The organism is Synechococcus sp. CS-1333 (assembly GCF_025128015.1).
Lineage (GTDB): Bacteria > Cyanobacteriota > Cyanobacteriia > PCC-6307 > Cyanobiaceae > MW101C3.
Genome location: NZ_JAHLYO010000027.1, coordinates 47,796 through 72,132, shown reverse-complemented (window position 1 = coordinate 72,132; position 24,337 = coordinate 47,796). Strand labels below are relative to the sequence as shown.

Genomic DNA, 24,337 nt, shown 5'->3' with positions numbered 1-24,337 from the left:
CATGTCCACCTGCACCGCGCACGACGGGAATGGTTCCAGGAAACAGAGATGGTTTGAAGAGAAGCAGCCAGTCAGTCAGTTTGCCGGAGATAATCCGGAGCTTGATCATCACTGTGGGCATGGCCATAAACAACACCCGATGGGAAATACTCGGCATCGAACTGCACCTTGCCGGCCACCTCCTCACCCGCCACCTCAGCAATGAAGCGCAGCGTGAGATCAATACCAGCAGAAACACCCGCAGAACACCAGATCATTCCATCCCGGGTGAATCGCTCCTCCACCACCTCCACATCGCCAAAGGCACGCAAACGATCCAGCGAGGCCCAGTGAGTGGTAGCTCGCTTGCCGGCGAGCAGCCCCGCCGCCTGGAGCAGAAAAGCGCCGGTGCATACGGACAACACCGCCTGGCAAGAGCGGGCCTGCTCCGCCACGAACTCCAGCAGGCAAGGGTTGAACACTTCTACGCGGGTTCCCTGGCCACCCGGTACCAGCAAGACATCGAGGGCTGGGCACGCCTCGAAGGACACATGCGGATTGATCGACAGGCCATTGGCGCAGACCACCGGCTCCAGCCGCTCCGCCACGGTGAGGCAGCTGCTGGGGCCACCGTCATGCTGCTTCCAGAGCGAGAACATCTCCCATGGGCCGATCACATCGAGCTCTTCAACCTGTGGAAACACAAGAAGACCGATGTCCATGGAGAATCCTGCAGGAGAAGGTCTGGTGCTGAAGCTGGGAGCAAGGGCATACCCACACGGACGCCCCTCTTGAAGCCAGCCGGCGGCTAGCGCTCCGGCCTGGACGACAAAGGACGCTCCTCTTCATCATCGTCAATGTCGTCGACCGAGAGGTGTGCCCTGCATGCCCATCTAGGACTTATCAACAGTCTTGTTATAGAGGCTGGCCCCAATGCTTGCAAGAAAGACAGCGAGCAACCAGCCTGCAGCAAGCAAGCCAATATCCTCCTCTCTGCTGTCAGGGGAGTGGTACCCAATCAACGCGATCGCCATCTGCGCGAACCCTTCGGCAACCCCTCATCCATGGCAGTCTCCATGCTGATGCATGGCGATCACGACAGCAGCGCTGAGGCTCAGGACCTGGAACAGAGATGGCCAGGCTCAGGGTCATTGCGGAATGCCGAAAAGGCAAGAACCGGCAGAAAAGAGAAGCCACACGGATCCGTCAACAGGGTGGCATCAGAACCTCATCGGAAAATGGTGAATCCAGATCGGTGGCATGCACGTGCACATCGGGATCGGCGCAGAGGATAGCCACCAGGTCGTTGTGCAATGTTCCAGCAGCTTCATCGGCACCGGTGTTAACGAAGCGAAAGCGACGCCAACTCCAGCGTCTTGTAGGAGTAGCCCCATCGCTGAGGTAGAGCTCCAGGCTGCCGTCAGCACAGGCACGCCCATAAATGCACACGCCAAAGGTGAAGGGTTGGCCGGCCAACTCCACCCACCACCCCCAATCTTCACAACAGAAGAATGGAGCATGGTATCCCAGTTCCCGCAGTATGGCAGTGAGATACTCCGCCAAAGCCTTCCCATAGGTGCCTTCGTTGATGATCTGCTCAGTTTCACCAGGAAGAATGGAGAACTTCGCAGATGTGATGTGGATGAAGCGGGTCATCGGCAGGTCACCACCTAGAGCCGGCAGTCAGGCATCGTACCGGGACAACGCCAACAGAAACTCCAAGCCTGATCCCTAGAACGGCCTCAACCATGGCTCCTCGCAGGCCTCCAAGCGGGATCCAAACAATGGCCTCAAGCCTTACGCCTGACATCGTCAGAAAAGCCCCTGAAATGACCTCTCCGATGGCACCCAGGGTTCACCGAACTGAAGGTGATGGCGAAACGAGTGGCTCGAAAGAAGCCTGAAACACCGCCGGCCAGAGCCATCAGCCTGCAGGTCCACGCCACTCACATCGCCAGCTCGTGCGTGGCAGCCCATCAGCGGGTTGTCCAACGGGGATCAAGATGCGGGTCTTCGCCGTGAGCCGCTTGTTCTGCGGAGACGGGCCTAAACCCATCGATGTATTCGAAACGATCAACAACATGCCCTTGCATGAAGGCACGTCCAGACGTGGGACAGCGGCGAAACTCCCAGGTGTGCTCAATGCGGGCCTTCAGGAGCTGGCTGGTTGGACTGTTCTCAGGGCGATGGCGATAGGTCCACAGCATCACCGTCCTGGCCATGGTGAAAGGCTCCTGAACCGCCACATGGATGGAGGTGTAATCGTGGATCTCATCGAAGAATCTTCTCTTCGCGATCTGATGGGCTTCAAAATCCGCGTAGCCAACCCATTGCTTATCGCCAAAACGCATGTAGAAGCCATCCGTGGCAATGACAGGCAGGAACGCAGACAACCCCACCTGCAGATCGTGCAGACGTCCCCACTCCAGGATGATTGAACGGGCCTCGTCTTCAGAAACGGGTTCTAGGGCGGGCACGGGAAAGAGGGTTGACACAGTCTCTGGATGCTAGCTACGCGATTCACTCCCGTCGGGGTCGACGGCGCGTGCGTGAATGCCATGCAAGCGTGGAGCAGAGCACAGAGATCACCGCTGCACGGATCAAGAGCGCAGCGAAAAGCCCATGCCTCCACTGACGGCACTGTTCGTTAATCACTGAACAACCGAAGCCTCGCCGCCAGGGGCTGAGGCCTGATGTCAACACTTGAGTCGCTGGTCAAGCGAGAAGTGCTGCTTGAATCGATGTGCTGAGTGGAGTCGTCGGACGGCCGATCAGCCTGCTCAGCGTTTTGCTGTCGTCATCCAATCCACCCTGAGCAGCGCCAGTGTCTGACTCCGCCAGCATCATGGCAAAGGGCAGCGGGAAGCCGGCACCTTCCAGCGCCTGGCTGTAGTCAGCCTGAGACATGTTCTGATAGCAGACCGGCTTGTGAGCCTGCCGGCTGAGCTCGGCCGCAAACTCCGTCAACGTGTAGGCCTCATCACCTGCCAATTCATACACCTTGCCAGCCTGATCATCGGCCAGCAACACAGCAGCATCGGCAGCTGCGTAATCAGCGCGCGTTGCCGAAGCAATTCGGCCTTCACCCGCGCAGCCCATCACGACACCGTAGCCAAGGGCGGCCGGAATGCTCGCGAGATAGTTCTCGGTGTACCAGCCATGCCGCAAGACAACGTGGGGAATACCAGAGTCTTGCAGGAGGATTTCCGTCTGGTGATGTTCTGCCGCCAGCGGAAGCGGGCTCACATCAGCGTGCAGAAGGCTGGTATACGCCAGCAGCTTGACACCCACAGCTTTGCAGGCATGGATCACGTTGGCATGCTGCGGCACGCGGCTTCCAACCTCACTGCCGGAGATCAACAGCACCTTTTCGGCACCGGCAAAAGCGGCGTCCAGCGTGGAGGGCTGGGCGTAATCCATCTGCCGAACCTGTACACCAAGGCTGGCGAAGCCAGCAACGCTCTGAGGGTTACGAACCGCGGCCACCAACGCACTGGCCGGAACCGATTGCAACAGCTCACGCACAACCAACTGCCCAAGTTGCCCCGAGGCGCCCGTCACAACAATCATGAAGTCAGCTCGTTCCTTTTGGTCGGCAAGGTCACCGTAATGTGAGACACTAACGAATCGCAAGTACCAACCAAAAGGTAAGTGCATGAGCGTCTTCCCTGCCCAGCCCGACTCGCTGAGCCAGCGCCTCGACAAGGGCGATCTCTTCGCCCAACCCTGCCCCTCGCGCGACATCCTCAAGCACGTATGCAGCCGCTGGGGAGTGCTCTGCCTGCTATCCCTGCGCCAGGGCACGCATCGGTTCAGTGAGCTCAGACGCAAAATCGGTGGCGTCAGCGAGAAAATGCTGGCCCAGAGCCTCCAAGCTCTCGCAGACGATGGCTTTGTCCTGCGCGTGTCCTATCCGGTGGTGCCTCCATTCGTGGAGTACAGCCTCACGCCCTTGGGAGAAGAAGTGGCCGAGCATGTCGCCACCTTGGCCAACTGGATTGAAGTGAATCTGCCACGGGTGTTGGAGGCCAGAACACACGTGTCCACGCCCTGATGAGCCTCAATGGAAAGCGGCCCTGATGATCTGCGCCGAACCAGCAACGTTCACGTCATCAGTTCTTTCAAGCCACCAGATCCTTCGAGTCATCCGCACGACGTTCCACACCAGCCACCTACGCTCCCTGCACAAGCTTCGGGAGGCCTCACCGGCAGCCCAGTCCTGAGCCATGGACCTTTTCGAGCGCCAGTGGAGCACCTACCGCCGCGTGGTCGACCACGACCTGATGGAGCACAAGGCGCTCTCGGCAGCCACCACAGCGGCGATCGAAGGCTGGCTGGCCCATCGCCCATCAGGGTCGCCGCTGCCCCGGATGGTGGATCTGGGCTGTGGCGATCTGGCCCTGCTGGCACCGCTGCTGCGGCGGCTGCCGCTGGGGTCATACCTCGGGATTGATCTTGCCGCTCCCGTGCTGCCCCTGGCCGCCGCCCAGCTGCAGGGGGTGCCCTATCCCTGCGCCTGGCGTGAGCAGGATCTGCTCTCCTGGGCGCTGGAGCCGGCCGGCGGCGAAACCGGCGCCAGCGCCGCCGCTCCGGTGGATCTGATCCACACCTCCTTCGCGGTGCATCACCTCACCACGCCGGAGAAGGCCCGGTTTCTGGCGGCCTGCCGCGCACGGCTCGCACCCACCGGCCTCCTCCTCTGGGCCGATGTGTTCCGTGAACGGGGCGAAAGCCGCGAGGCCTATGTGGCCCGTTACCTGCAGCGCATCTCGGACGACTGGCAGGCGCTCGCAGCCGAAGAACGGCAGCGGGTGATGGATCACCTCAGCCGCTTTGATCACCCCGCCGACGCGACCGCGATCCAGCACACGGCAGAAGCGTGCGGCTGGCGATGGCAGTGGCTGTGGCGTGGAAGCCACCGCGCCGAAGCCCTGGCCCTGCTCACCCCCTGCTGACCGGCGGCCGGTGGTCAGCCGTGCTCCTTCAGAAACTCCACGCTGCTCTGCAGTTCGTCGGCGAAGCGGTCGATTTCTTCGAAGGTGGTGGTGAAGGCCAGGCTGGCGCGCGCCGTGGCCGACAGGCCGTAGTGGCGGTGCAACGGCTGGGTGCAGTGGTGGCCGCTGCGGATGCAGATGCCACCGGCATCAAGCAGGGCCGAGAGGTCGTTGGCATGCAGGCCCTCCACCGTGAAGGCGGCCAGGGCGCCGCGATCGGGTTGCTGCTCCGGCGTGGGGCCGAGGACCGTGAGCCCTTCGATCGCCTGCAGCCGCTGGAACAGGTGGCGGGTGAGCCCCTGCTCCCAGGCGTGGATACGCTCAAGACCAATGGCATTGAGGTAATCGAGCGCGGCGCCCATCCCCACCGCTTCACCGATCGCCGGGGTGCCGGCTTCAAACTTATGGGGCAGCTCCGCCCAGGTGCTGACGTCGAGGCCCACATCCTGGATCATCTCGCCGCCGCCCAGAAATGGCGGCATCGCCTCCAGCAGCGCCTCGCGGGCCCAGAGGAAGCCCATGCCGGTGGGGCCGCAGAGCTTGTGCGAAGAGCCCACCAGGAAATCGGCGCCCAGCGCGGCCACGTTCACCGGCAGGTGCGGCAGGCTCTGGCAGGCATCCACCAGCAGCAGAGCACCGGCCTGGTGCGTGAGCTGGGCGATCGCCGCAATCGGATTGAGGCAACCGAGCGTGTTGCTGATCTGCACCACGCTCACCAGCCGCGTGCGTTCATTGAGCAGACGGCTGAAATCCTCCATGTCGAGCTCGCCGGTGTCGGTGAGGCCGGCGTGGCGCAGCACGGCGCCGGTGCGGGCCGCCAGCAGCTGCCAGGGCACCAGATTGCTGTGGTGCTCCATCACCGTGAGCAGGATTTCGTCGCCGGGCCGCAGGAATGCATCCCCCCAGCTGCGGGCCACCAGATTGATCGCCTCGCTGGCATTGCGGGTGAACACGATCTCCCGGGGGGTGGCCGCAGCGATGAAGCGGGCGGTCTTGTCGCGAGCGCCTTCAAACGCATCGGTGGCCCGGGCGCTCAGCTGGTGGGCGCCGCGGTGCACGTTGGCATTGTCGTGGGAGTAGTAGCCCTGCAGCGCCTCCAGCACCTGCCGCGGCTTCTGGCTGGTGGCGGCGTGATCGAGATAAATCAGCGGTTGCCCCAGGCAGGCCTGCTGGGCGAGCAGCGGAAAATCGGGCCGGGTGAGCGCCGCCAGGTTCTCGCCCGCGGCGGTCCCAGCCGCCGCAGCGGCAACCTCAGAGGCCATCGCGCCTGAAGCACCATTCGGCTCGGTGCCCGGAGCACCGTTGGGCTCCGTGGTGGCTGTGGTCAGCGAGGGAACGGTGACGGGCATCGGGGTCAGGCCTCCGCGAGCAGACGCTTGAGGGGCTCCCACCCTGCCGCCGCCGGCGGCAGATCGCGTAGCACCTCCTGGCAGAAGCCCCGCTTGAGCAGCCCCGCCGCCACGGCCGCACTGATGCCCCGGCTCTGCAGATAGAAGAGTTCGTTCAGCTGCAGGCGGCTCACCGTGGCGCCATGGGCGCAGCGCACGTCGTCGGCCACGATCTCGAGCTCGGGCTTGGTGTCGATGCGGGCCTGGTTGGAGAGCAGCAGGTTGCGGCTCAGCTGGGCGGCATTGGTGCGCTGGGCCAGCCGCGGCACCTTCACGGCGCCGTTGAACACGCTGCGGCCGTGGCCGTCGGCGATCGCCTTGTGGAGTTGCTCCAACTGCCCGTCGGGCCCTTCGAACACCACCCGGCTGTGGGTGTCCACCCGCTGGTGCTCTTCAGCCAGCTGCAGGGCCTTGAGGCTGGTGAAGGCACCGCCCTCGGCCTGGCTCACCCGCGGCTCGAAGCGCGCCAGCGCCCAGCCGCGGCTGGCCCACACCGATTCCAGACGGCTTTCGATCTCCTGCTCCACCGCCAGATGGCCCAGGAAACAGGCCTCGCCCGTACCGAACGCCAGCAGACCGTGGCGCAAAGTGGAGCCACGTCCCAGCCGGGCCTCACACACCAGGCTGCTCAGGCATGGGCCATCGCCCAGCTGCACCTGGAGCACATTCAGGCTCGCCTTCTCCTCGAGCAGCAGCAGCACCCGCACCGGGGTGAGGCGCTGCCCGATGGGGTTAGTGCCGGGTTCAGCTGCATCGGGACGATTCGCGCCCGCCACACTCACCAGCTCCAGCGTGGAAGCCACCGTGCCGCTGACGCGCAACGCCAGGCAGCGGCTGGCGGTGGCCTGGTTCAGTTCCACCGGCCAGTGGGCCTGGCAGCCGGTAGCCGCCAGGGTGTGGCCCAGGGCCAGCGGCCATTCGCCTTCGCCCAGCAGCGACAGGCCGGCAGGCAGGCTCTGGCCGGCAAGGGTATCACTGCGGCCATCCAGCAGCAGCCGCACCGTGTCCGGCGCCGGGGGGGGCAGGGCGCTGGCGGCGGCAGGGCTGTCAGTGCCGCCGGAGCTGCCGGCTGTGGGGGCGGTGCCGTCGAACACCGCCAGGAGGGGAGCCAGGTCGGTGAAGCGCCAGTCTTCGTCGCGGCGGGAGGGCAGCGGCTGACGGGCCAGGGCTTCGCGGCCGCGCCACTGCACGGCTTCCAGCTCGCCGGCCGGCGCATCGAGCGCGTCGAGGAAGCGCTGGGTCCAGGGGGCGGTGGCCACGCCCTGGGCGAGGGCGGCGGCGTCAGTGTCGGAAAGGGACGCCATCATCCGGCCACCTCGGCAACGCTGCGCTGCTCGGATGCCAGTTCGGCGTCGACCCAGTCGTAACCGCGCTCTTCCAGTTCGAACGCCAGTTCCTTACCGCCGGTACGCAGGATCCGCCCGGCCGCCATCACATGCACGTAGTCGGGGATGATCACATCCAGCAGGCGCTGGTAGTGGGTGATCAGCAACGTGGCGTTCTCCGGGGTGGAGAGCTGATTGACGCCGGCGGCAACGATGCGCAGGGCGTCGATGTCGAGGCCGGAATCGGTTTCATCGAGGATCGCCACCGACGGCTCCAGCAGCGCCATCTGCAGGATTTCATTGCGCTTCTTCTCGCCACCGGAGAAGCCTTCGTTCACACTGCGCTCCAGGAAGGCGGGGTCCATCTTCACCACCTCCAGCCGCTCGCGCACCACATCTTCAAAGGCGAAGGTGTCCAGTTCTTCCTTGCCCAGCTCACTGCGACGGGCGTTGGTGGACACCCGCAGGAACTCGAGATTGCTGACCCCGGGGATCTCCACGGGGTATTGAAAACCGAGGAACAGTCCGATGCGGGAGCGCTGCTCCGGCTCAAGATCGAGCAGATCAGCGCCCCGGTACCGCACGCTGCCACCGGTGACGGTGTAGGCGGGGTGGCCGGCCAGCACCTTGGACAGGGTGCTCTTGCCGCTGCCGTTGCGGCCCATCACCGCATGGATCTCGCCGGCACGCACCGTGAGGTTCACACCCTTGAGGATCGGCTGGTCCTCCACACGCGCGTGGAGATCCACGATTTCAAGCAGAAGTTCGGCGTCGGGGCGAATCACGGGCAGGGGGCAGGGAGAACGGGATCGGGAGAGGTGACGGGACCGCGAGAGAGGCGGCGCAGCACGGTGGCAGTGGGGCGATCAGCCCACGGAGCCTTCGAGCTTGAGGGCCAGCAGTTTGTCGGCTTCGGCGGCGAACTCCATCGGCAGCTGGTTGAACACATCGCGGCAGAAGCCACTCACCATCATCGATACCGCCGCTTCGAAACCGATGCCGCGGCTCTGCAGATAGAACAGCTGATCGGCAGAGATGCGACAGGTGCTCGCCTCATGCTCGATCGCGGCATCCGGCTGCTGGGAACGGATGTAGGGGTAGGTGTTGGCGGCGGCCTGATCGCCGATCAACATCGAATCGCACTGGCTGTAGTTCTTGGCGCCCACGGCCTTGGGGCCGATCTGCACCAGCCCCCGGTAGCTGTTCGAAGACTGGCCGGCGCTGATGCCCTTGCTCACGATCGTGGAGCGGCTGCGCGGGCCCAGATGGATCATCTTGGTGCCGGTGTCGGCCTGCTGGCGGTTGTTGGTGAGGGCGACGGAGTAGAACTCGCCCACCGAATCAGCCCCCTGCAGAACACAGCTGGGATACTTCCAGGTGATCGCTGAGCCGGTTTCCACCTGGGTCCAGCTGATATGGCTTCGATCGCCGCGGCACTGTCCCCGCTTGGTGACGAAGTTGTAGATGCCACCCTTGCCGTGCTCATCGCCGGCATACCAGTTCTGAACGGTGGAATACTTGATCGAGGCATCATCGAGGGCCACCAGCTCCACAACGGCGGCGTGCAGTTGGTTGGTGTCGAACATCGGGGCGGTGCAGCCCTCCAGATAGCTCACCGATGCGCCTTCCTCCGCCACGATCAGGGTGCGCTCGAACTGGCCGGTATCACCGGAGTTGATGCGGAAATAGGTGGAGAGCTCCATCGGGCATTCCACCCCCTTCGGGATGAACACGAAGGAGCCGTCGCTGAACACCGCCGAATTGAGAGCAGCGAAGAAGTTGTCGTTACTGGGCACCACCGTGCCGAGATAACGGGCGATCAGTTCGGGATGGTCTTTCACCGCCTCACTGATCGAGCAAAAGATCACGCCGTGCTCGGCCAGCTTCTCCCGGTAGGTGGTGGCGATCGACACGCTGTCGAACACCGCATCCACAGCCACATTGCTGAGCCGCTTCTGCTCGCTCAGCGGAATGCCGAGCTTGTCGAAGGTTTCCAGCAGCTTGGGATCCACCTCATCGAGGCTGGCCTTCTTTTCCTGCTGCTTGGGCGCCGCGTAGTAGATCAGCTCCTGATAATCGATCGGGGCATGGCCAAGGGCTGGCCAATCGGGCTCAGTCATGCGCAGCCACTGCCGGTAGGCCCGCAGGCGGAAATCCAGCAGGAAGGCGGGCTCGTTCTTCTTGGCCGAGATCAGCCGCACCACGTCCTCACTGAGGCCCTTGGCGATCTTCTCGGTTTCGATGTCGGTGACGAAGCCGTACTTGTACGGCTGGCTGACCAGATCACCAACGGTGGGCGCTGTGGACATGACGGAGGCCTCCTCAGCCGGCTGTATGGGAAAGAATCTCTTCGGTGCTGATCGTCTGCTGGTCGCCGCGGAAGGGATTGTCTTCGGTGAGGAAGAGCATGCAGTGACACTCCTTGCGTTCCCGCATCGGCACGCAAGGGCAGTTCCAGAACGCCTGGGACACTTCCGCCTGCTTGTCTTCGTAGTGGCGGCAGGGGCAGAGGGCGCCGCCCAGCTGGTCTTTGTGACGGGCGAGGCCTTCCAGGACCACGGCGGTAACGCCGGGATCGCTGCAGAAGTAGGTGCCGGTGCGCTGGGCGTAGGTTTCGGCAAACTTCCGGATCACCTCCAGGCTTTCGCTGGTGGGGGCGGAGGGGGCGGAAACGGATTCGGGCATGGGCTCGGCGGGGAAGCGGGCGAAAGGCTGGTGGCTGGCCTGAAGCGGGGATCGCGGCAAGGGTTTCGCGTGGCCGGCCCCCTTCGAGAAGAAGAAGAGACCCGCTCGCCGGAAGCGATCAACCAGAGTCGATCTGGTGGCGGGAAAGAGCTGCGCGAATTACGAAACCAGGAAGTTTCGTTAATCACCTGAGCCTAGGACAGCGAGACCGCCGGCCGGTGATCCGCGCACATCACCGTTCACTCTCCCCCAGTCGCCAGCGGAGCGTGGCAAGGTGTGAGGAAGGTTGCGTCTCGCCAGACCGGCCTGCTTTTCCATGCCTTCCACCACCCAGGCCCCCACCCGCGAGGCGGTGCTCACGCTGCTGATGCGTCTCGGTGAGGCCACAGCGGCCCAGCTCGCCGAAGCACTCTCGGTGTCGGTTCAGGCAATGCGACGCCATCTGCGCAGCCTCGAAGAAGAAGGCGTGCTTGAGGCCAGCCCCACGCCCGAAGGCCCAGGCCGTCCCAGCAATCACTGGCGCCTCACCCGCCAGGGGCACGATAGCTTTCCTGACAGCGGCGAGAATTTCGCCATCGGCCTGCTGCAGTCGATGGCGGCGAGCATGCCCCGCGATGCCATCCAGACTTTGCTGAAGCAGCAGGCGGTCGCCAAGGCCAGCGTCGATCGACGCCTGATCGGCGAAGGCAGCCTCACCGAGCGGGTGAAGCGGCTGGTGGAGCTGCGTCGCCGCGAGGGCTACATGACCGAATGCCGCCGCGACGGCGACGGGCTGTCCTGGTGCATGAGCGAATTCCACTGCTCGGTCTCCCGCATCGCCGACCAGTTCCCGCTGATCTGCGACCAGGAGCTCCAGCAGATGCGCCACACCTTCCCCGATTGCACCGTGGAACGCGTCCATTGGCGGTTGGAGGGCGGCCACTCCTGCGGCTTCCGGCTCACCCCACGCCCCCCGGCCGCCCCCACCGGCTCCAGCGACCCCCCTGGTAATGGCTGAGGCAGGCCCACTCAGCCACGACGACCTGGCCCTACTCGAAGCCACCCTGCTCCCCGCGCTCGAACGCCACCACCTGCGGCTGCTGGCCCACAGCCTGCGCAGCCTTCAGGAGATCGCCGGCCGCCGCGACGGCGCCCTGCCCAGCCAGCCGGAGCGGGAGCGCTGGGTCAACAACCATCCAGTAGTGGCAGGTGATCCCGGCTTTCGTCAGGCTTTCCTGACGGAACTCGATCGCGCCGCCTGCCAGCTCGACGCCCTCGCCGGGGCCCTGGGCCGCGCGCCGCTTTCGCTGCAGCTCGACGACCTGATCACCTGGGTCGATGGTCTGGCCCGCGCCCGCGTCACCGCGTCATCGCCGCAGCCAGGTTCCCCAGCGCCCCCGTCACCAGGCTGACCCCGGCCAAAGCCAGCACGGCGGCTGCCAGGCCCCGCCAACCAGGCGTGTCGCCTTCCAGCCCCGCCAATGGCAGCGCCATCACAGGCGCCGTTGCCAGCAGCGCCACGGCCAGACCGCCCGGCAGGTGTTGCAGGGCGGTCTGCTGCAGCACGATGCCCGCGCTGGTGCCCAGCAGCGTGGCCAGCAGCACCAGCGGCCAGCGCCGCCAGCCCAGCCGGGGCCGCTGGCCGGGGAGCGGCAACCGCCACAGCAGCGGCAGCATCACCACCGCGGCGGCCGCCAGGCGCAGGGTGGCCGATTCCAGGGGAGTCAGGGCCGAGGCCCGCAGCGCGGCGCGGGCCAGCAGGGCGCCCGTGCTGCCGCAGAGCAGCGCCGCCAGCGCCAGGGCCAGGCCGAGCCGATCCCGCTGCGGCACCAGTGGGGTAGCAGGGGCCTGTCGCGCCACCAGCAGGACCGACAGACAGATCAGCCCCACCCCCAGCCACTGCACCAACGTGGGCACCTCGGCCAGGAACACCACCCCGCCAAGCATTGCCACAGCCGGGCCGCCGGCATCGAGGGTGAGGGTACGGCGGGTGCCGAGCCGGCGCAGGGCCGCCAGATACAGGCTGTCGCCCAGGGCAATCCCCATCACACCGCTCAGCACCAGCAACGTCAGCGGCAGGGGCGCGACGCGCCAGGGACTCAGCAGCACGAGCGGCAGCAGCGTCGCCACCGCCAGCAGGTTCTTCACCAGGTTGAGCTGGGCAGCGCTCAGCGAGGTGGGCAGCTGCCGCCAGAGGCTGCTGGAGGCTGTCCAGCAGAAAGCGGCGGCGAGGGCGGCCAGAACTCCCGTGATGGCCACCGGCAACAGTCGAGGTGGACGGATTGCGATCATCGCTGTAGCCGTCCACCCGCCGTGACCGTTCCGATCGCCGATGCCATCAGCTTTTTCCGGCTGAGTTGCGGCCGCTGGCGTTCCCAGCGCACCAGCCACCACCTGTTGCATCGACGCGCCGAGGGGGGCGGCTCGCTGATCCAGGTGGTGGACGTGAGCGCCGACGATCCCCGCCTGGTGGCCATCGCCGAGCTGCATGGCCAGGATCCCGGCGCCCTGGTGGGGGGCTGCCAGGTGCGCTGGAGCGGTTCGATGGATTGGGATAAGGCCGGAGAGGAGCACCAGGGGGAGTCGGTGTTCGGCCTGATCCCCACCGATGCCCACGGGCGCGAGGGCCTGCTGCTGCGCGACCGCGGCTACGCCGAAACAGCCCCGGTGGCCGGGCGGTTCTGCATGGATGAGCGCGACGGCCTGCTGCTCACCACCGCCTACGAAACGATGAGCTCCCTGGAGCGCTTCTGGTTCCCCAACCCGGATCTGCGCCTGCGCACCAGCACGGTGGAGGGGCTTTCGAACACCGCATCCTTCTGCATGGAAACCCGCTGCCGCGACGACAACGCCCCAGGCAGCGAGGCCGCCGGGGGGGAAGCAGCGTCGGTGGGGGCCGTAACCGGCGATGGCAACGAGAGGCTGTCCGCTTTCGGCTGGTGAGCCGCCGATGTCGCAAACGTTACGGACTGTGAGCCCTGCCCCTTCGCTGACGGGGTCCGCGGGGCCTCACTTCTACGATCCACAGCGACGGATGACGATGCTCGTGTGGCAATTCCGCTTCTGAAGTACGCGCCCACCACCCAGAACTCCCGGGTGAAGGCCTTCCGCGTGGGTTCCGACGAGGACCCGAAGGCTGTCGCGCTCGACAAGGCGATCGACCGTGAAGACCAGAACTTCGTGATCGAGTCGGCTTACCGCCAGATTTTCTTCCACGCGTTCAAGGTTGACCGCGACACGATTCTCGAGTCGCAACTGCGCGATGGTCAGATCACCGTGCGTGATTTCATCCGCGCACTCTGCCTGTCTGACACCTTCACTCGCAGCTTCTACAACCTCAATAACAACTACCGGGTGGCTCGCCACCTTGTAGAGAAGCTGCTGGGCCGCCAAGTGTATGGCAAAGCTGAGGAAATCGCCTGGTCCGCCGTCATCATGACCAAGGGCGTGGCCGGTGCTGTCGACAAGATTCTCGACAGCGATGAATACCTCGAGAACTTCGGCTACGACACCGTTCCGTACCATCGCAACCGGGTGGTCGGCTCCCGCGAGGTGGGTGAAACCCCCTTCAACATCACCACCCCCCGCTACGACGCCTACCACCGGGGCATCCTGGGCTTCCCCCAGATCATCTACACCGGCACCAAGCGCTCCCTGCCCGAGCGCGCGCGTCAGCGCCGTGGTGGCTACCCCGAGGATTACCTCCCCTGGGTGCGCACGCTGCCCGCCCTGCGTGTGGGGGCTGCGTCCTCCGGCAACGCCGGCATGGATTACCTCTCCAAGGTTCCTTATCGCAGCGTCGGACGCTGACAAACCGGCGGGGCCCTGGGCCCCGTCTCCTGGCTCCCAGAGCAGCAAACGGCGGTCCCCCCGCCTTTTTTTGTGTCCAACGCCGCCGAGAGGACACAGGGGCCGTCAGAGCTTGCTGACGCAGCGGCGGGGAACCACGTAAAAACCGGGGATCTACCCCCAGACTGATCCCAAACAAAAGCTGGAGATCAGGTGACCCAGGCCCTCAATGCCCTCGCTCGTATGACGCTCAGGCAACTCCGCCAGATCGCCAGTGATCTGGGTGTGAGCCTGTACAGCCGTAAATCCAAAGACGAGCTGGTCACGGAAATCACCACCCGCCAGCCGTCGGCCCAGGCCGCGAGCACTGGCTTCAGTGAAGCCGCTGCCTCCGGTGGGGCCAGCGGTGAACCCGCATCATCCGCCACCCTGGCGGATCTGGAAGCCAGCTTCGAGCCGGCCCCCCGTCCCACCGCCCAGACCCGGGTGGTGTTCCTGCCGCGCGATCCCCAATGGGCCTACGTGTTCTGGGAAATCGCCGAAGCTGATCGGCGCCAGGCCCTCAATGTGGGTGCCAGCCAGCTCTGCCTGCGGGTCGCCGACGTCACCGGCCTGAGCGAGGGCGCCGCCCATCCCCACACGCTGCAGGAAGTTCCCGTCGACAGCCATGCCTCGGAGTGGTACCTGCCGGTGCCCCTGAGCGACCGCGACTACCGGCTTGAGCTGGGCTATCGCAAGATCGGCGGCGGCTGGATCTCCCTGGCCTTCTCCTCGGTGGCACGCGTTCCCGCCCTTCATCCGAGCGAGCAGATCCTTGATCAGTTCGTGCCCTTTTCCCTTGATGTGGCACCTGCACCGGGCAGCCTGCCCGCTCCCGCCGACTATGCCGACAACGGCCTGCACGAACGGCTCTATCAAACGGCCACCGTGCGCTGGAAACACTTCGGTCGCGGCTCTGAAGCCTTCCACGAAGTGGAGGATTCAGGGGCGGATCATCAGCGGCGCGCTCTCAGCGACTCCGGCGTCGGTGCCTGGGCCAGTGGCCGTAATGAATCTGGCGTGGGTGGAGTGGCTCCCCGCCAGCGCTCCTTCTGGCTCGTGGCTGATGCTGAGCTGATTGTCTACGGCGCCACAGATCCTTCCGCCCAGCTCACGATCGGCTCTGAGGTGGTGCCGCTCTCCGCCGAAGGCACCTTCCGGGTGCAGGTTCCGTTCCGCGACGGCCAGCAGCTCTATCCCATCCAGGCGGTTGCCGCCGATGGCGAGCAAAAGCGCAACATCACCCTGCAGTTTGAGCGCTTCACACCCGAAGACAACAGCAACCCGGCCAGCCAGGCCGTGGCCGAATGGTTCTGACCCCACCGCCCAGCGACGAGTCGGCCGCTACTGCGGCTCACTCTGACTCACGCGCGGCTCTGAAGGCTTTCGTGGCCTTCACCCCGCTGGTGGGAGCGGTGGTACTGCCCCTCGTGGTGCCCGTGCTGATGGTGCGTTTCGGGGTGAGCACCGGTGTGGGCGTAGCAGTGGCCGCCAGCTGCGTGTGGTTTGTGGCCATGCTGCGCACTGCCGAGATGCCTGGCCACCACTGAGCTTGCCCGTTGCGCCCGGTGTTGAGCCGCTGAAGTCGACGACGGACTCATCAGGATCACAGAATCCTGTTCAGTTGATCACCTGCTGGCGATAATCACAGCCTGACGAGGATCTCACCCCCCCCTGACCAGGCGATCAACTCCCTCACGTGTTGCTCTTGAACACCGGAGGAGCTGCATCTCGAGCCTGTGATTACAGGCTGTCAGCTTCCAACTGCCACCTGCAAGCGGCTAAACCCAGACCACTGTCCGCCACTCCTGGTCGCATGCTCCTGTCTGCACGGCGCTGATCATGAGCTGTGCCGAGGGTTTGTTGCTCTCATTGTCTCTATCCAGCGCTCTCTTGCGTTCCCGAGGCATTCGGCCGGCGGTTGCAGCAGAGCGCTGTTGTCTGTACCGAATGGCCGCGGGCTGGGAACGCTCAGCTGAGTTCACGTCGTCCGCCCGTGCCCAAGCCAGTGCCAGCGCACGTGCTCCTTCGCGTCCCTTCGCCGTGCCGGCGACCACCCGCTGCTGGGGTGTTGCCGAACCTCGCAAGGACGCGGCGGAGGTCCGGAGTCACCGTGCTCGCCCTGGGCGGGTTGATGCTCAGCCTGGCCGGTTGCGGCAGCGCGGCGCGCATCATCGGGCAGCCTCCCGCCGATCTGCCCTTGCCGCCGGGCATGGAGGTGGCGTTCAACCACAGGGTTGACCGCCACTACCGCAGCCCGGTCAGTGGCCTGAAGCGCAATGGCGACAACCTCGAGCAGATGCTGCTCGACACGATCGCTCGCGCCCAACGGGAGATCCTCGTGGCGGTGCAGGAGCTCAGCCTGCCGGAGGTGTCACGGGCGCTGGTGGCCAAACAGCATGCCGGGGTCAGTGTGAAGGTGGTGCTGGAGAACACCTACAGCCGGCCGTGGAGCGAAGAGCACCCGGTGGATCTCGACAGCCGCCAGCGCAGCCGGCACCACCAGTTGAAGGGATTGGCGGACAGCAATCGTGACGGGGTGCTCAGCCTGGAGGAACGGCAACAGGGGGATGCGGTGGCGCTGCTGCGGCGCGGCGGTGTGACTCTGCTCGATGACACCGCCGATGGCAGCGCCGGCAGCGGTCTGATGCACCACAAGTTTCTCGTGGTGGATGGCCGCTGGGTGGTGACCGGATCGGCGAATTTCACCCCCTCCTGCATTCACGGTGACCTCAATGATGGGCGCACCCGGGGCAATGCCAACCACCTGCTGCGGATCGACAGCCGCCCCCTGGCGACTGTGTTCAACCACGAGTTTTCCCGCCTCTGGGGCGATGGCCCTGGCGGCTTGCCGAACAGCCGCTTCGGCATCGGCAAGGACAACGGGGACCTCCAGCAGGTGATGGTGGGCCCCACCAAGGTGGAGGTGCTGTTCGCGCCACACCGGCGTCGCGATCCCCGCAACGGCCTCGCCCTGATCGAGACGGAACTTGCCCAGGCGCAGCAGCGCCTCGATCTCAATCTGTTCGTGTTCTCTGCCCAGAATCTGGCCAATCGCATCGCCCAACTGCACCAGCAGGGGGTACGGATCCGGGTGCTGGCAGATCCAGGCTTCGCCACCCGCTCCTTCTCGGAGGTGCTCGACCTGCTGGGCCTGGCCATGGCCGATCACCGCTGCAAACGGGAAGCGGGCAACGCGCCCCTGGCCCATCCCCTCGCTGGGGTCGGCACGCCGCGGCTGGCCCGGGGCGACAAGCTGCACCACAAGGTGGCGGTGATCGATGACCGCAGCGTGATCACCGGCTCCTTCAACTGGAGTCCATCAGCGGCCCATGGCAATGACGAAACCCTGATGATCATCCGCTCACCGCAGCTTGCCGCCCACTTCAACCGCGAAATGGATCAACTGTGGCAAGGGGCCGAGCTGGGGCTGACGCCACGACTGCAGCGCAAGCTTCAGCAAAGCAGGCAACGCTGCGGCATCGGTGATCAGCGCAGTTGATGCGGTATGAAGCCATCCCAGCGCCGGATCCGTAGCAGCGCTACAGCCATGCCAACGCTGGAGTCTTCAGGCTGTTGGCAGGTTGTGAACGAGTAGTGAGCGCGCAGTGCAACAGACGCCTGTCAATGCTGATGGCGGAGGGAAAGTTCTAATGCCAATGGCAACAGGCCACTGGCACAACGAGTAGCACCGGGCTGATCGCGCCGTTCTCAGCCGGAAAGCTTCCAGGCCAGGCGCTCCGAAAAGTCGTGGAGATAAGCGGCTGTGACGGCAGAAAGGCCCACCATCTGCATCACGGAAAGCGGATCCAGCGTCTCTCTATACGAACAGGGTGCACACCAATGCCTTGCACCCCACCCACGCAATTCATCCACATGGGTCCCACCATGGGTCTGGGCGGCCCTGCGCCCCACCGACCGCCACCCGGCCGCTCCACCCCTTGCCCGTCGCCTCCTCCGCCGCTGCTGCCCCTTCCCGCAGCAATGTTGTGATCGTGGGCGCCGGCCCTGCCGGTGCCTCCCTTGGCCTGCTGCTGGCGGAGCGGGGCCTGAGGGTCACGCTGGTGGAGGCGACCCGCCGCTTCGATCGCCAGTTCCGCGGCCAAGGGCTGATGCCCTGCGGGCTGGAGGCGCTCGCCCAGATGGGTCTGGAGCCCCTACTGGCCGGTCTGCCCCAACGGGCGCTGGCGGGGTGGTCGTTCTGGATCAACGGGCGCGAGCTGTTCGACGCCGCCGAGCCACTGGGCAGCACAAGACCGTGCACGCTCGTGCCCCAGCCAGCCCTGCTGGAGGCGCTGGTGCAGCGGGCCTGCCGGAACGAGAGCTTCAGCTGGAAGCCGGGGGAAACCGTGCAGGGCCTCGTGCGCCGACAGGGGCGCGTCGATGGGGTGCGGCTCACCGGCGATCGGGTGCTGGCCGCCGATCTGGTGATCGCCTGCGATGGCCGCAGCTCGGGCCTGCGGCGCGCGGCCGGCCTGCCGATCGTCAGCGCTCCCAGCCCGATCGACGTGCTCTGGTTCCGGCTGCCCGCCCAGCCGCGCTGCAGCGCCGACAACCGCTTCATGGTGCTGCTCGGCCCCGGCGGCGGCTGCAGCGTCTTTCCCGCCGCAGAAGGCGGCGAGCTGCAGCTGGGCTGGCTGGTGGGCCCTGGCGAGCGGATCACGCGCACGTCGCTGGAGTGGGCAGAGGCCTTCGCCGCCCTGGCGCCCGACTGGCTGGCCGCCCACGTTCGGGCCCATGCCGCTGCGATCCGGGGTCCGGAGGCGCTGTCGGTGCAGGTGGGCTGCTGCCCGCGCTGGCAGGAGCCCGGCCTGCTGCTGCTCGGAGATGCCGCCCACCCGATGAGCCCGGTGCGGGCGCAGGGCATCAACATGGCGCTCCGCGACGCGATCGTGGCGGCCAACTGGCTGGTGCCGCCGCTGCAGCAGGGCGCCGGCCCGCAGGCCATCGATGCGGTGCTGCCCCGGATTCAGCAGGAGCGGCAGGCGGAGATCCAGCTGGCGCAGCGGGCCCAGCAGGCCGAGGCGGCCCAGGGCGATCTGTTGCGGCGGCGGCCGGAGCTGCGCGCTCTGCTCGCGCCACTGGCGCCCCTGGCCGGCCCCCTGGTGAAGGCGCTCTGGGTGCGGCGCCAGGCACCGCTGCGCGACGGCTTCCTGCCGGTGCGACTGCGCGTGTGACCAAGGCGACACCCCAGCATCACGGCCGCTGCAGTCATGATGAGCGGGCTGCCCCTCCGCGCCCCATGTCCCGGCACCGCCTCCCCATCTGGCGCTACGCCTTCTCCCGAAGGCTCCCGCCATGGACTGGACCTGTGGGAGCCGGCTGGCTGCTGGGCGGTTGGCTGGCGGCTGGAGCCCTGACGGGGGCCAGCCCCGTCGCCGCGGCCAGGCCCAAGCCGCCGGCGTTTCCCACCACGGCGGAGTTGCGCACGATTCAGCTGGCCACCTTCGCCTGCTCCCGCGAGAACGGTGCCGAAGCCTGCAGCCGCGCCCGCAGCCTCGCGGATCCGCTGATGGACAACCCCCTGCTGCCCTCCTTCTGTAAGGACACGGTGTGGAGCATCGTGCAGCAGGCCGAGCCGGCCGCCACCAACAGCTTCCAGCGCCGCGACGACCTCGACCGGGCGGGTGAACAACTGCTCAAGCGCTGCCAGCAACCCAGCGCCGCCAGCACCAGGAAGCAGGACGACGGCCCCCGCCGTCCTCCCGCCGCTGGTGGGCCCGGGTCCGGCAGCGGCCGGCCCGCCGGCGCCGGTGGCTCCTGAAGCAGGTCAGTCCCAGTCGTAGCTGAGGCGGGAACCGGGCATCCGTTCGCTCAGCTCGGCAAACACGGTGGCGAGGATTTCAGGACCGCAATCAGGATGGGCCCGCACCTCCTTGACCAGACGCTTCACGTCGGATTCGGAGAGGCCGCGGTACTTGATCACCTCATCCACCTTGGTGCGGAAGAGATCCAGCAGGGCCTGCTGCTCCGCGGTCAGGGGCTTGCCGCCGGTGCGTTCGATGTCCATCGGCGGTCAGGGTTGGGTGTGAGGGCCTGCAGGCGGGGCTGCCAGCGCCAGCAGCTGGCGCGCTGTCGTTTCCATGAACGTCACCGACCAGCCGGTGGTGACCACCACGCGATCAGCCAGCTCACAGAGCGGCGAGGCGGCACCGGCGCAGCTGGCGGAGAGCCCCAGGAGTGCGTTGGTGAGCTTGCCGCGCAGGCAATGCTCCGTGCCGGATTGATCGAGCACCGCCTGGGCGGCCTCCCGGGTGCGGTTGATCGCCTGGGCGAGGGCAGGCGATGGAGCAGCCGCAGGAACACCGCCACGGGCCGGGAGGGAAGGCGCTCCCACCAGGGCGACGGCGGCCAGCAGGGACGTCACCAGGGCGGATCGGCCCCGCGGACGACACAGGACGGGAGTGAACAGGGTCACGGGCCTGAAAAGCGAAGGGGGGTGTCCTTGCGCACGCTACCGAGGTCGCTCGGATCTGCCTCATAGGAGGCAGGGTTACGTTGGACCCCCACACAGTTGGCCCGATGACGAGCAGCGCTTCCGCAGGCTCTGTTGCCTCCTGCCGCGTGACGCTGGCCAGCCCGTTCACCGACCAGAAACCGGGCACCTCCGGGCTGCGTAAAAGCACCAGGCAGTTCCAGCAGCCCCACTACCTGGAAAGCTTCGTGGAAGCTGTGTTCCGGGTGCTTCCTGGCGTGGAGGGCGGCACCTTGATCCTCGGGGGCGATGGCCGTTACGGCAACCGCCAGGCCATTGATGTGATCTGCCGCATGGGCGCCGCCCACGGGCTGGCCCGGCTGATCACCACCACAGACGGCATCCTCTCGACCCCCGCCGCCTCCCACCTGATCCGCAGGCACGCGGCGGTCGGCGGCATCATCCTCTCGGCCAGCCACAACTCCGGCGGTCCCGACGGCGACTTCGGTGTGAAGGTGAACGGGGCGAACGGTGGCCCGGCGCCGGAATCGATCACTGACGCCATCTACGCCGTCACCCAGACCCTCGACGGCTACCGGATCGTGGAGGGCAGCCCCTTGCCATTGGAGGCGCCCGGCACCCACCACATCGGCGGATTGCAGGTGGAGGTGATCGACGGCGTGGACGACTATCTGACGCTGCTGCAGAGCCTGTTCGACTTCGACGCGATCGCCGACCTGCTGGCGGGTGACTTCCCGGTGGCCTTCGATGCCATGCACGCCGTCACCGGCCCCTACGCCCGCCGCTTGTTCGAAGGGCTGCTGGGCGCACCCGCAGGCACGGTGCGCAACGGCATCCCCCTCGAGGATTTCGGCGGCGGGCACCCCGACCCCAACCTCACCTACGCCCATGAGCTGGCGGATCTGCTGCTGAAGGGCGATGCCTACAGCTTCGGCGCCGCCTGCGATGGCGATGGCGATCGCAACATGATCCTGGGCCGCCGCTGTTTCGTGAACCCCAGCGACAGCCTGGCGGTGCTCACCGCCAACGCGACGTTGGCACCGGGATATGCCAGCGGCCTGGCGGGTGTGGCCCGCTCGATGCCCACGAGCGCCGCGGTGGATGTGGTGGCCGCCGAGCTGGGGCTCCCCTGCTACGAAACGCCCACGGGCTGGAAGTTCTTCGGCAACCTGCTGGATGCCGGCCGGATCACCCTCTGCGGCGAGGAAAGCTTCGGCACCGGCAGCAACCACATCCGCGAAAAAGACGGGCTGTGGGCGGTGCTGTTCTGGCTGCAGATCCTGGCCCGACGCCGCTGCTCGGTGGCCGAGGTGATGGCAAGCCACTGGGCACGCTTCGGCCGCCACTACTACTCCCGCCACGATTACGAAGCCATCGCCAGCGACCGCGCCCACGGCCTCTACGACCGCCTGCATGGCCTGCTGCCCTCCCTGAAGGGCACCGGCTTTGCCGGCCGCTCGATCGCCACCGCCGACGACTTCAGCTACGACGATCCGGTGGATCAATCAACGACGCGGGGGCAGGGTCTGCGCCTGCTGCTCGACGACGGCAGCCGGGTGGTGTTCCGCCTCTCCGGCACCGGCACCCAGGGCGCCACCCTGCGCCTTTACCTCGAGAGCTTCGTGCCCTCCGGCGGCAACCTGGCCCAGGATCCCCAGGCGGCCCTCGCCGATCTGATCAACGCCGCCGATGGCCTGGCCGAGATCCGCAGCCGCACCGGCATGGATCGGCCCACGGTGATCACCTGATCGGCGGTTCGATCCGGCGCGGGCCTGGGTCTTGTTCTGGGCCTAGGCCTAGGCCGGGTCCTGGTTCTGGGCCTTGGCCGGGAACTGGACCTGGGACTGTGCCTGGATCTAGTTCTGTGCCTAGGGCAGGGATTCCGCCTGTATCTGGTTCAATGCCTGGACCTAAAACTGGGACTGGGCCTTCTTACGGCTTGGCATCGTCTCCAACTCAATCCTCCGGGGCGGCTGCATCGTCCGCGGGGTCAAGCTCTGCCGTCGTCGATCTGGTTGCCGCCGAGCTGGTGGCATCCTGCTGGGCAAGCTGCGCCGACAGGGCCCGGATCGCCTTCTTGACGGTGCGATAGGGCTTGCCGTGGGGGGTGAAGCCATAGCGCGAGAGCTTGGCCAACAGCTCATCGGCGCTTACCACGAACACCGGAAACAACTGACGGCGCTGGAACTCGGCCTGGAGATCCATCAATGTCTTGGCAGCTGAATAATCCACCGCATCGATGCCGGAAGCATCGATCACCAGCCCCTTGAGATCCGGGCCATTCAGTGTGATCAGATTCAGAACCTCCTCCAGGAAGGCGCTGGCGTTGGCATAAAACAGATTCGCCTCGAAGCGATAGGCCACGATGCCCGGCGCTGCAAACACCCCCGCCGCCACCGGCACCGTGTGCCAGCCCCGCTCGGCGTCATGGGCCCACAGGCGCGTTCGGGGCCTGTAGGTGTGGCGCACCTGATCGATCAACGACAGGCCCACCGCCAGCAGAATCCCCTGCATCACGCCAAGCAGCGCCACACAGAGGGCGGTGAGGATGGCAATCACGAACTCGCTGCGCTGCAACCGGTAGAGCTCACGCAGGCCACGAAGATCGATCAACTTCAGGCCGATCACAAACACGATCGTCGACAACACCACAGCTGGGAGAAAGCCGAGCGGATCGGTGAAAAAAGCCAACACCGCCAGCACCACCGCGGCCATGGTGAGGTGCGCCACCTGGCTGCGGCCGCCGGCGGCATCCAGCATTTCCGTCTTGGTGGGGCTGCCGTTGACCACGAACGTCCCGGAGAGCGCCGCGCCCAGGTTGGCGATGGCCAGGCCGATCAGATCGCCATTCTGATCCACACGTTCGTGATGCCTCTGGGCATAGGCCCGGGCCGTGGCAGCACTCTGGGCAAGAATCACCACAAAGCAGGAAGCGGCGGTGGTGAGGGCCTGATTGAGCTGGGCGGCCTGCAGCGTGGGCCAGGCCAGCTGCGGCAGGCCATGGGGAACCGCACCCACCACCTCCAGGCCGTGGTGCTGGAAATCGAGCGCGGCACTGGCCACGATCGTGGCCACCACCGCGATCAGAGCCCCGGGCAGCCGCGGCGACCAGCGCTTGCAGCCAGCGATCACCGCCAGCACCAGCACCGCCAGCAGCATGGACACGCCGCTGGTCTGCCCCAGCCGCTGCAGCACCGAGAGGATCTGCGCGAACGATCCGTCCCCTTGCTTCTCCAGACCCAGCAGGCCGCTGAGCTCGCCGGCGGCCACCTGCAGGCCGATCCCAGTGAGCAGGCCGATCAGGGCACTGCGGGAGAGGAAGTCTGCAAGAAAGCCCAGCCGCAGCCAGGTGGCGAGCACAAGCATGGCCCCCACCAGCAGGGCTACCGCCGAGGTGAGCTGCACATAGGCGCTGGAACCTGGCGCCGCCACCGCGCTGAGCGTGGCCGCCAGGATCGCGGCGGTGGCGGAATCGGCCGCCACCACCAGCTGACGGGAGGCGCCGAACACGGCAAAGGCCAGCACCGGGATCAGCAGGGTGTAAAGCCCGGTCACCACAGGGGTGTGCGAGATGCGGGTGTAGCCCATCACCTCGGGAATGGCCAGAGCCGCCAGGGTGAGCCCAGCCAGCAGGTCGTCGGCGAGGCCGGTGCGGTGCAACGGCAGTACACCCCGCAGCAACGCCATACCCAGCCAATGCGGGCCGTCCGTGTGCGGGGCGGG

26 protein-coding genes are annotated in these 24,337 nt (G+C 66.2%); 12 read left to right on the top strand and 14 right to left on the bottom strand.

Going from position 1 to position 24,337, the window contains the following annotated elements; all coding sequences use genetic code 11:
* Nucleotides 1–71 precede the first annotated feature (71 nt).
* The 5 genes from KQ303_RS10440 to KQ303_RS10425 all read right to left on the bottom strand — a co-directional run bounded on the left by KQ303_RS10440 (nt 72) and on the right by KQ303_RS10425 (nt 3,549).
* On the bottom strand, nt 72–701 hold the full coding sequence (locus tag KQ303_RS10440) for a DJ-1/PfpI family protein (RefSeq protein WP_259730220.1): 630 nt from the start codon (nt 699–701) through the stop codon (nt 72–74).
* A 171-nt stretch (nt 702–872) separates the two neighbouring features.
* Nucleotides 873–1,013 carry a hypothetical protein gene (locus KQ303_RS14785; protein WP_399233475.1) on the bottom strand — a complete coding sequence of 47 codons (141 nt, stop codon included), beginning with the start codon at nt 1,011–1,013 and terminating at the stop codon, nt 873–875.
* Nucleotides 1,014–1,185: 172 nt separating this feature from the next.
* Complete coding sequence (locus KQ303_RS10435; RefSeq protein ID WP_259730219.1) at nt 1,186–1,635, bottom strand: hypothetical protein; 450 nt, start codon at nt 1,633–1,635, stop codon at nt 1,186–1,188.
* Nucleotides 1,636–1,955: 320 nt separating this feature from the next.
* Nucleotides 1,956–2,456 carry a hypothetical protein gene (locus tag KQ303_RS10430; RefSeq protein ID WP_259730218.1) on the bottom strand — a complete coding sequence of 167 codons (501 nt, stop codon included), beginning with the start codon at nt 2,454–2,456 and terminating at the stop codon, nt 1,956–1,958.
* Between the two features lie 238 nt (nt 2,457–2,694).
* Nucleotides 2,695–3,549, bottom strand: a complete 855-nt coding sequence (locus KQ303_RS10425) for an SDR family oxidoreductase (protein WP_259730217.1) — start codon at nt 3,547–3,549, stop codon at nt 2,695–2,697.
* 85 nt (nt 3,550–3,634) lie between these two features.
* On the opposite strand from KQ303_RS10425, the gene KQ303_RS10420 reads away from it, so the two are divergent.
* Together KQ303_RS10420 and KQ303_RS10415 are read left to right on the top strand one after the other, a co-directional pair.
* Nucleotides 3,635–4,033, top strand: a complete 399-nt coding sequence (locus KQ303_RS10420) for a helix-turn-helix domain-containing protein (protein ID WP_259730216.1) — start codon at nt 3,635–3,637, stop codon at nt 4,031–4,033.
* Between the two features lie 172 nt (nt 4,034–4,205).
* Complete coding sequence (locus KQ303_RS10415) at nt 4,206–4,934, top strand: class I SAM-dependent methyltransferase (protein ID WP_259730215.1); 729 nt, start codon at nt 4,206–4,208, stop codon at nt 4,932–4,934.
* Nucleotides 4,935–4,948: 14 nt separating this feature from the next.
* Here KQ303_RS10415 and KQ303_RS10410 read toward each other — a convergent pair whose 3' ends face one another.
* From KQ303_RS10410 to KQ303_RS10390, 5 genes are all read right to left on the bottom strand, one after another.
* Entirely contained in the window at nt 4,949–6,235 is a 1,287-nt protein-coding gene (locus KQ303_RS10410; RefSeq protein WP_259730304.1) for a SufS family cysteine desulfurase, read from the bottom strand.
* 92 nt (nt 6,236–6,327) lie between these two features.
* Entirely contained in the window at nt 6,328–7,668 is a 1,341-nt protein-coding gene (locus KQ303_RS10405) for a SufD family Fe-S cluster assembly protein (protein WP_259730214.1), read from the bottom strand.
* Entirely contained in the window at nt 7,665–8,471 is an 807-nt protein-coding gene (gene sufC / locus KQ303_RS10400) for a Fe-S cluster assembly ATPase SufC (RefSeq protein ID WP_259730213.1), read from the bottom strand. Before sufC ends, KQ303_RS10405 begins: the two co-directional genes overlap by 4 nt.
* 81 nt (nt 8,472–8,552) lie before the next feature.
* Nucleotides 8,553–9,995 carry a Fe-S cluster assembly protein SufB gene (gene sufB, locus KQ303_RS10395; protein ID WP_259730212.1) on the bottom strand — a complete coding sequence of 481 codons (1,443 nt, stop codon included), beginning with the start codon at nt 9,993–9,995 and terminating at the stop codon, nt 8,553–8,555.
* Nucleotides 9,996–10,008: 13 nt separating this feature from the next.
* Nucleotides 10,009–10,371 carry a ferredoxin-thioredoxin reductase catalytic domain-containing protein gene (locus tag KQ303_RS10390; protein WP_094512789.1) on the bottom strand — a complete coding sequence of 121 codons (363 nt, stop codon included), beginning with the start codon at nt 10,369–10,371 and terminating at the stop codon, nt 10,009–10,011.
* A gap of 316 nt (nt 10,372–10,687) precedes the next feature.
* Between KQ303_RS10390 and sufR the strand changes: the two genes are divergently transcribed.
* Both sufR and KQ303_RS10380 read left to right on the top strand, forming a co-directional pair.
* Nucleotides 10,688–11,368: an iron-sulfur cluster biosynthesis transcriptional regulator SufR gene (gene sufR, locus KQ303_RS10385; protein ID WP_259730211.1), complete on the top strand. Its 681-nt coding sequence runs from the start codon at nt 10,688–10,690 to the stop codon at nt 11,366–11,368.
* Nucleotides 11,361–11,762: a hypothetical protein gene (locus KQ303_RS10380; RefSeq protein WP_259730210.1), complete on the top strand. Its 402-nt coding sequence runs from the start codon at nt 11,361–11,363 to the stop codon at nt 11,760–11,762. Before sufR ends, KQ303_RS10380 begins: the two co-directional genes overlap by 8 nt.
* On the opposite strand, the gene KQ303_RS10375 is transcribed toward KQ303_RS10380, so the two are convergent.
* Complete coding sequence (locus tag KQ303_RS10375; RefSeq protein WP_399233468.1) at nt 11,710–12,642, bottom strand: DMT family transporter; 933 nt, start codon at nt 12,640–12,642, stop codon at nt 11,710–11,712. The two genes, KQ303_RS10380 and KQ303_RS10375, sit on opposite strands and share 53 nt — an antisense overlap.
* 21 nt (nt 12,643–12,663) lie before the next feature.
* Between KQ303_RS10375 and KQ303_RS10370 the strand changes: the two genes are divergently transcribed.
* The 7 genes from KQ303_RS10370 to KQ303_RS10340 all read left to right on the top strand — a co-directional run bounded on the left by KQ303_RS10370 (nt 12,664) and on the right by KQ303_RS10340 (nt 19,942).
* Nucleotides 12,664–13,293: a phycobiliprotein lyase gene (locus KQ303_RS10370; protein WP_094512540.1), complete on the top strand. Its 630-nt coding sequence runs from the start codon at nt 12,664–12,666 to the stop codon at nt 13,291–13,293.
* A 105-nt stretch (nt 13,294–13,398) separates the two neighbouring features.
* Entirely contained in the window at nt 13,399–14,160 is a 762-nt protein-coding gene (locus KQ303_RS10365; RefSeq protein ID WP_094512535.1) for a phycobilisome rod-core linker polypeptide, read from the top strand.
* A gap of 222 nt (nt 14,161–14,382) precedes the next feature.
* Nucleotides 14,383–15,495, top strand: coding sequence for a DUF4912 domain-containing protein (locus KQ303_RS10360; protein WP_259730303.1), 1,113 nt, complete (start codon nt 14,383–14,385; stop codon nt 15,493–15,495).
* A gap of 71 nt (nt 15,496–15,566) precedes the next feature.
* Nucleotides 15,567–15,728, top strand: coding sequence for a hypothetical protein (locus KQ303_RS10355; protein ID WP_198948281.1), 162 nt, complete (start codon nt 15,567–15,569; stop codon nt 15,726–15,728).
* Nucleotides 15,729–16,300: 572 nt separating this feature from the next.
* The gene (locus KQ303_RS10350) at nt 16,301–17,680 is read left to right on the top strand and encodes a phosphatidylserine/phosphatidylglycerophosphate/cardiolipin synthase family protein (protein ID WP_399233527.1); all 1,380 of its coding nucleotides are present in this window, start codon (nt 16,301–16,303) and stop codon (nt 17,678–17,680) included.
* Nucleotides 17,681–18,119: 439 nt separating this feature from the next.
* Nucleotides 18,120–19,355 (top strand): FAD-dependent monooxygenase, encoded by a 1,236-nt coding sequence (locus tag KQ303_RS10345; protein WP_259730208.1) that lies wholly within the window; start codon nt 18,120–18,122, stop codon nt 19,353–19,355.
* A 65-nt stretch (nt 19,356–19,420) separates the two neighbouring features.
* Entirely contained in the window at nt 19,421–19,942 is a 522-nt protein-coding gene (locus KQ303_RS10340; protein WP_259730207.1) for a hypothetical protein, read from the top strand.
* Nucleotides 19,943–19,948: 6 nt separating this feature from the next.
* Here KQ303_RS10340 and KQ303_RS10335 read toward each other — a convergent pair whose 3' ends face one another.
* Both KQ303_RS10335 and KQ303_RS10330 read right to left on the bottom strand, forming a co-directional pair.
* Entirely contained in the window at nt 19,949–20,188 is a 240-nt protein-coding gene (locus tag KQ303_RS10335) for a hypothetical protein (RefSeq protein WP_259730206.1), read from the bottom strand.
* Nucleotides 20,189–20,194: 6 nt separating this feature from the next.
* Nucleotides 20,195–20,545, bottom strand: a complete 351-nt coding sequence (locus tag KQ303_RS10330) for a hypothetical protein (RefSeq protein ID WP_259730205.1) — start codon at nt 20,543–20,545, stop codon at nt 20,195–20,197.
* 155 nt (nt 20,546–20,700) lie between these two features.
* On the opposite strand from KQ303_RS10330, the gene KQ303_RS10325 reads away from it, so the two are divergent.
* Nucleotides 20,701–22,362, top strand: coding sequence for an alpha-D-glucose phosphate-specific phosphoglucomutase (locus tag KQ303_RS10325; protein ID WP_259730204.1), 1,662 nt, complete (start codon nt 20,701–20,703; stop codon nt 22,360–22,362).
* Nucleotides 22,363–22,570: 208 nt separating this feature from the next.
* On the opposite strand, the gene KQ303_RS10320 is transcribed toward KQ303_RS10325, so the two are convergent.
* Complete coding sequence (locus tag KQ303_RS10320) at nt 22,571–24,301, bottom strand: SulP family inorganic anion transporter (RefSeq protein ID WP_259730203.1); 1,731 nt, start codon at nt 24,299–24,301, stop codon at nt 22,571–22,573.
* Between the last annotated feature and the right edge of the window lie 36 nt (nt 24,302–24,337).

Excerpts from the sequence above, each read along its gene's own strand:
- KQ303_RS10415 (WP_259730215.1), top strand. The coding sequence starts at position 4,206 with ATGGACCTTTTCGAGCGCCAGTGGAGCACCTACCGCCGCGTGGTCGAC.
- sufB (WP_259730212.1), bottom strand. The coding sequence starts at position 9,995 with ATGTCCACAGCGCCCACCGTTGGTGATCTGGTCAGCCAGCCGTACAAG.
- KQ303_RS10320 (WP_259730203.1), bottom strand. The coding sequence starts at position 24,301 with ATGGCGTTGCTGCGGGGTGTACTGCCGTTGCACCGCACCGGCCTCGCC.
- sufR (WP_259730211.1), top strand. The coding sequence starts at position 10,688 with ATGCCTTCCACCACCCAGGCCCCCACCCGCGAGGCGGTGCTCACGCTG.
- KQ303_RS10405 (WP_259730214.1), bottom strand. The coding sequence starts at position 7,668 with ATGATGGCGTCCCTTTCCGACACTGACGCCGCCGCCCTCGCCCAGGGC.
- KQ303_RS10360 (WP_259730303.1), top strand. The coding sequence starts at position 14,383 with ATGACGCTCAGGCAACTCCGCCAGATCGCCAGTGATCTGGGTGTGAGC.
- KQ303_RS14785 (WP_399233475.1), bottom strand. The coding sequence starts at position 1,013 with ATGGCGATCGCGTTGATTGGGTACCACTCCCCTGACAGCAGAGAGGAG.
- KQ303_RS10440 (WP_259730220.1), bottom strand. The coding sequence starts at position 701 with ATGGACATCGGTCTTCTTGTGTTTCCACAGGTTGAAGAGCTCGATGTG.
- KQ303_RS10390 (WP_094512789.1), bottom strand. The coding sequence starts at position 10,371 with ATGCCCGAATCCGTTTCCGCCCCCTCCGCCCCCACCAGCGAAAGCCTG.
- KQ303_RS10340 (WP_259730207.1), top strand. The coding sequence starts at position 19,421 with ATGTCCCGGCACCGCCTCCCCATCTGGCGCTACGCCTTCTCCCGAAGG.
- KQ303_RS10435 (WP_259730219.1), bottom strand. The coding sequence starts at position 1,635 with ATGACCCGCTTCATCCACATCACATCTGCGAAGTTCTCCATTCTTCCT.
- KQ303_RS10380 (WP_259730210.1), top strand. The coding sequence starts at position 11,361 with ATGGCTGAGGCAGGCCCACTCAGCCACGACGACCTGGCCCTACTCGAA.
- KQ303_RS10335 (WP_259730206.1), bottom strand. The coding sequence starts at position 20,188 with ATGGACATCGAACGCACCGGCGGCAAGCCCCTGACCGCGGAGCAGCAG.
- KQ303_RS10420 (WP_259730216.1), top strand. The coding sequence starts at position 3,635 with ATGAGCGTCTTCCCTGCCCAGCCCGACTCGCTGAGCCAGCGCCTCGAC.
- KQ303_RS10375 (WP_399233468.1), bottom strand. The coding sequence starts at position 12,642 with ATGATCGCAATCCGTCCACCTCGACTGTTGCCGGTGGCCATCACGGGA.
- KQ303_RS10410 (WP_259730304.1), bottom strand. The coding sequence starts at position 6,235 with ATGGCCTCTGAGGTTGCCGCTGCGGCGGCTGGGACCGCCGCGGGCGAG.
- KQ303_RS10325 (WP_259730204.1), top strand. The coding sequence starts at position 20,701 with ATGACGAGCAGCGCTTCCGCAGGCTCTGTTGCCTCCTGCCGCGTGACG.
- KQ303_RS10425 (WP_259730217.1), bottom strand. The coding sequence starts at position 3,549 with ATGATTGTTGTGACGGGCGCCTCGGGGCAACTTGGGCAGTTGGTTGTG.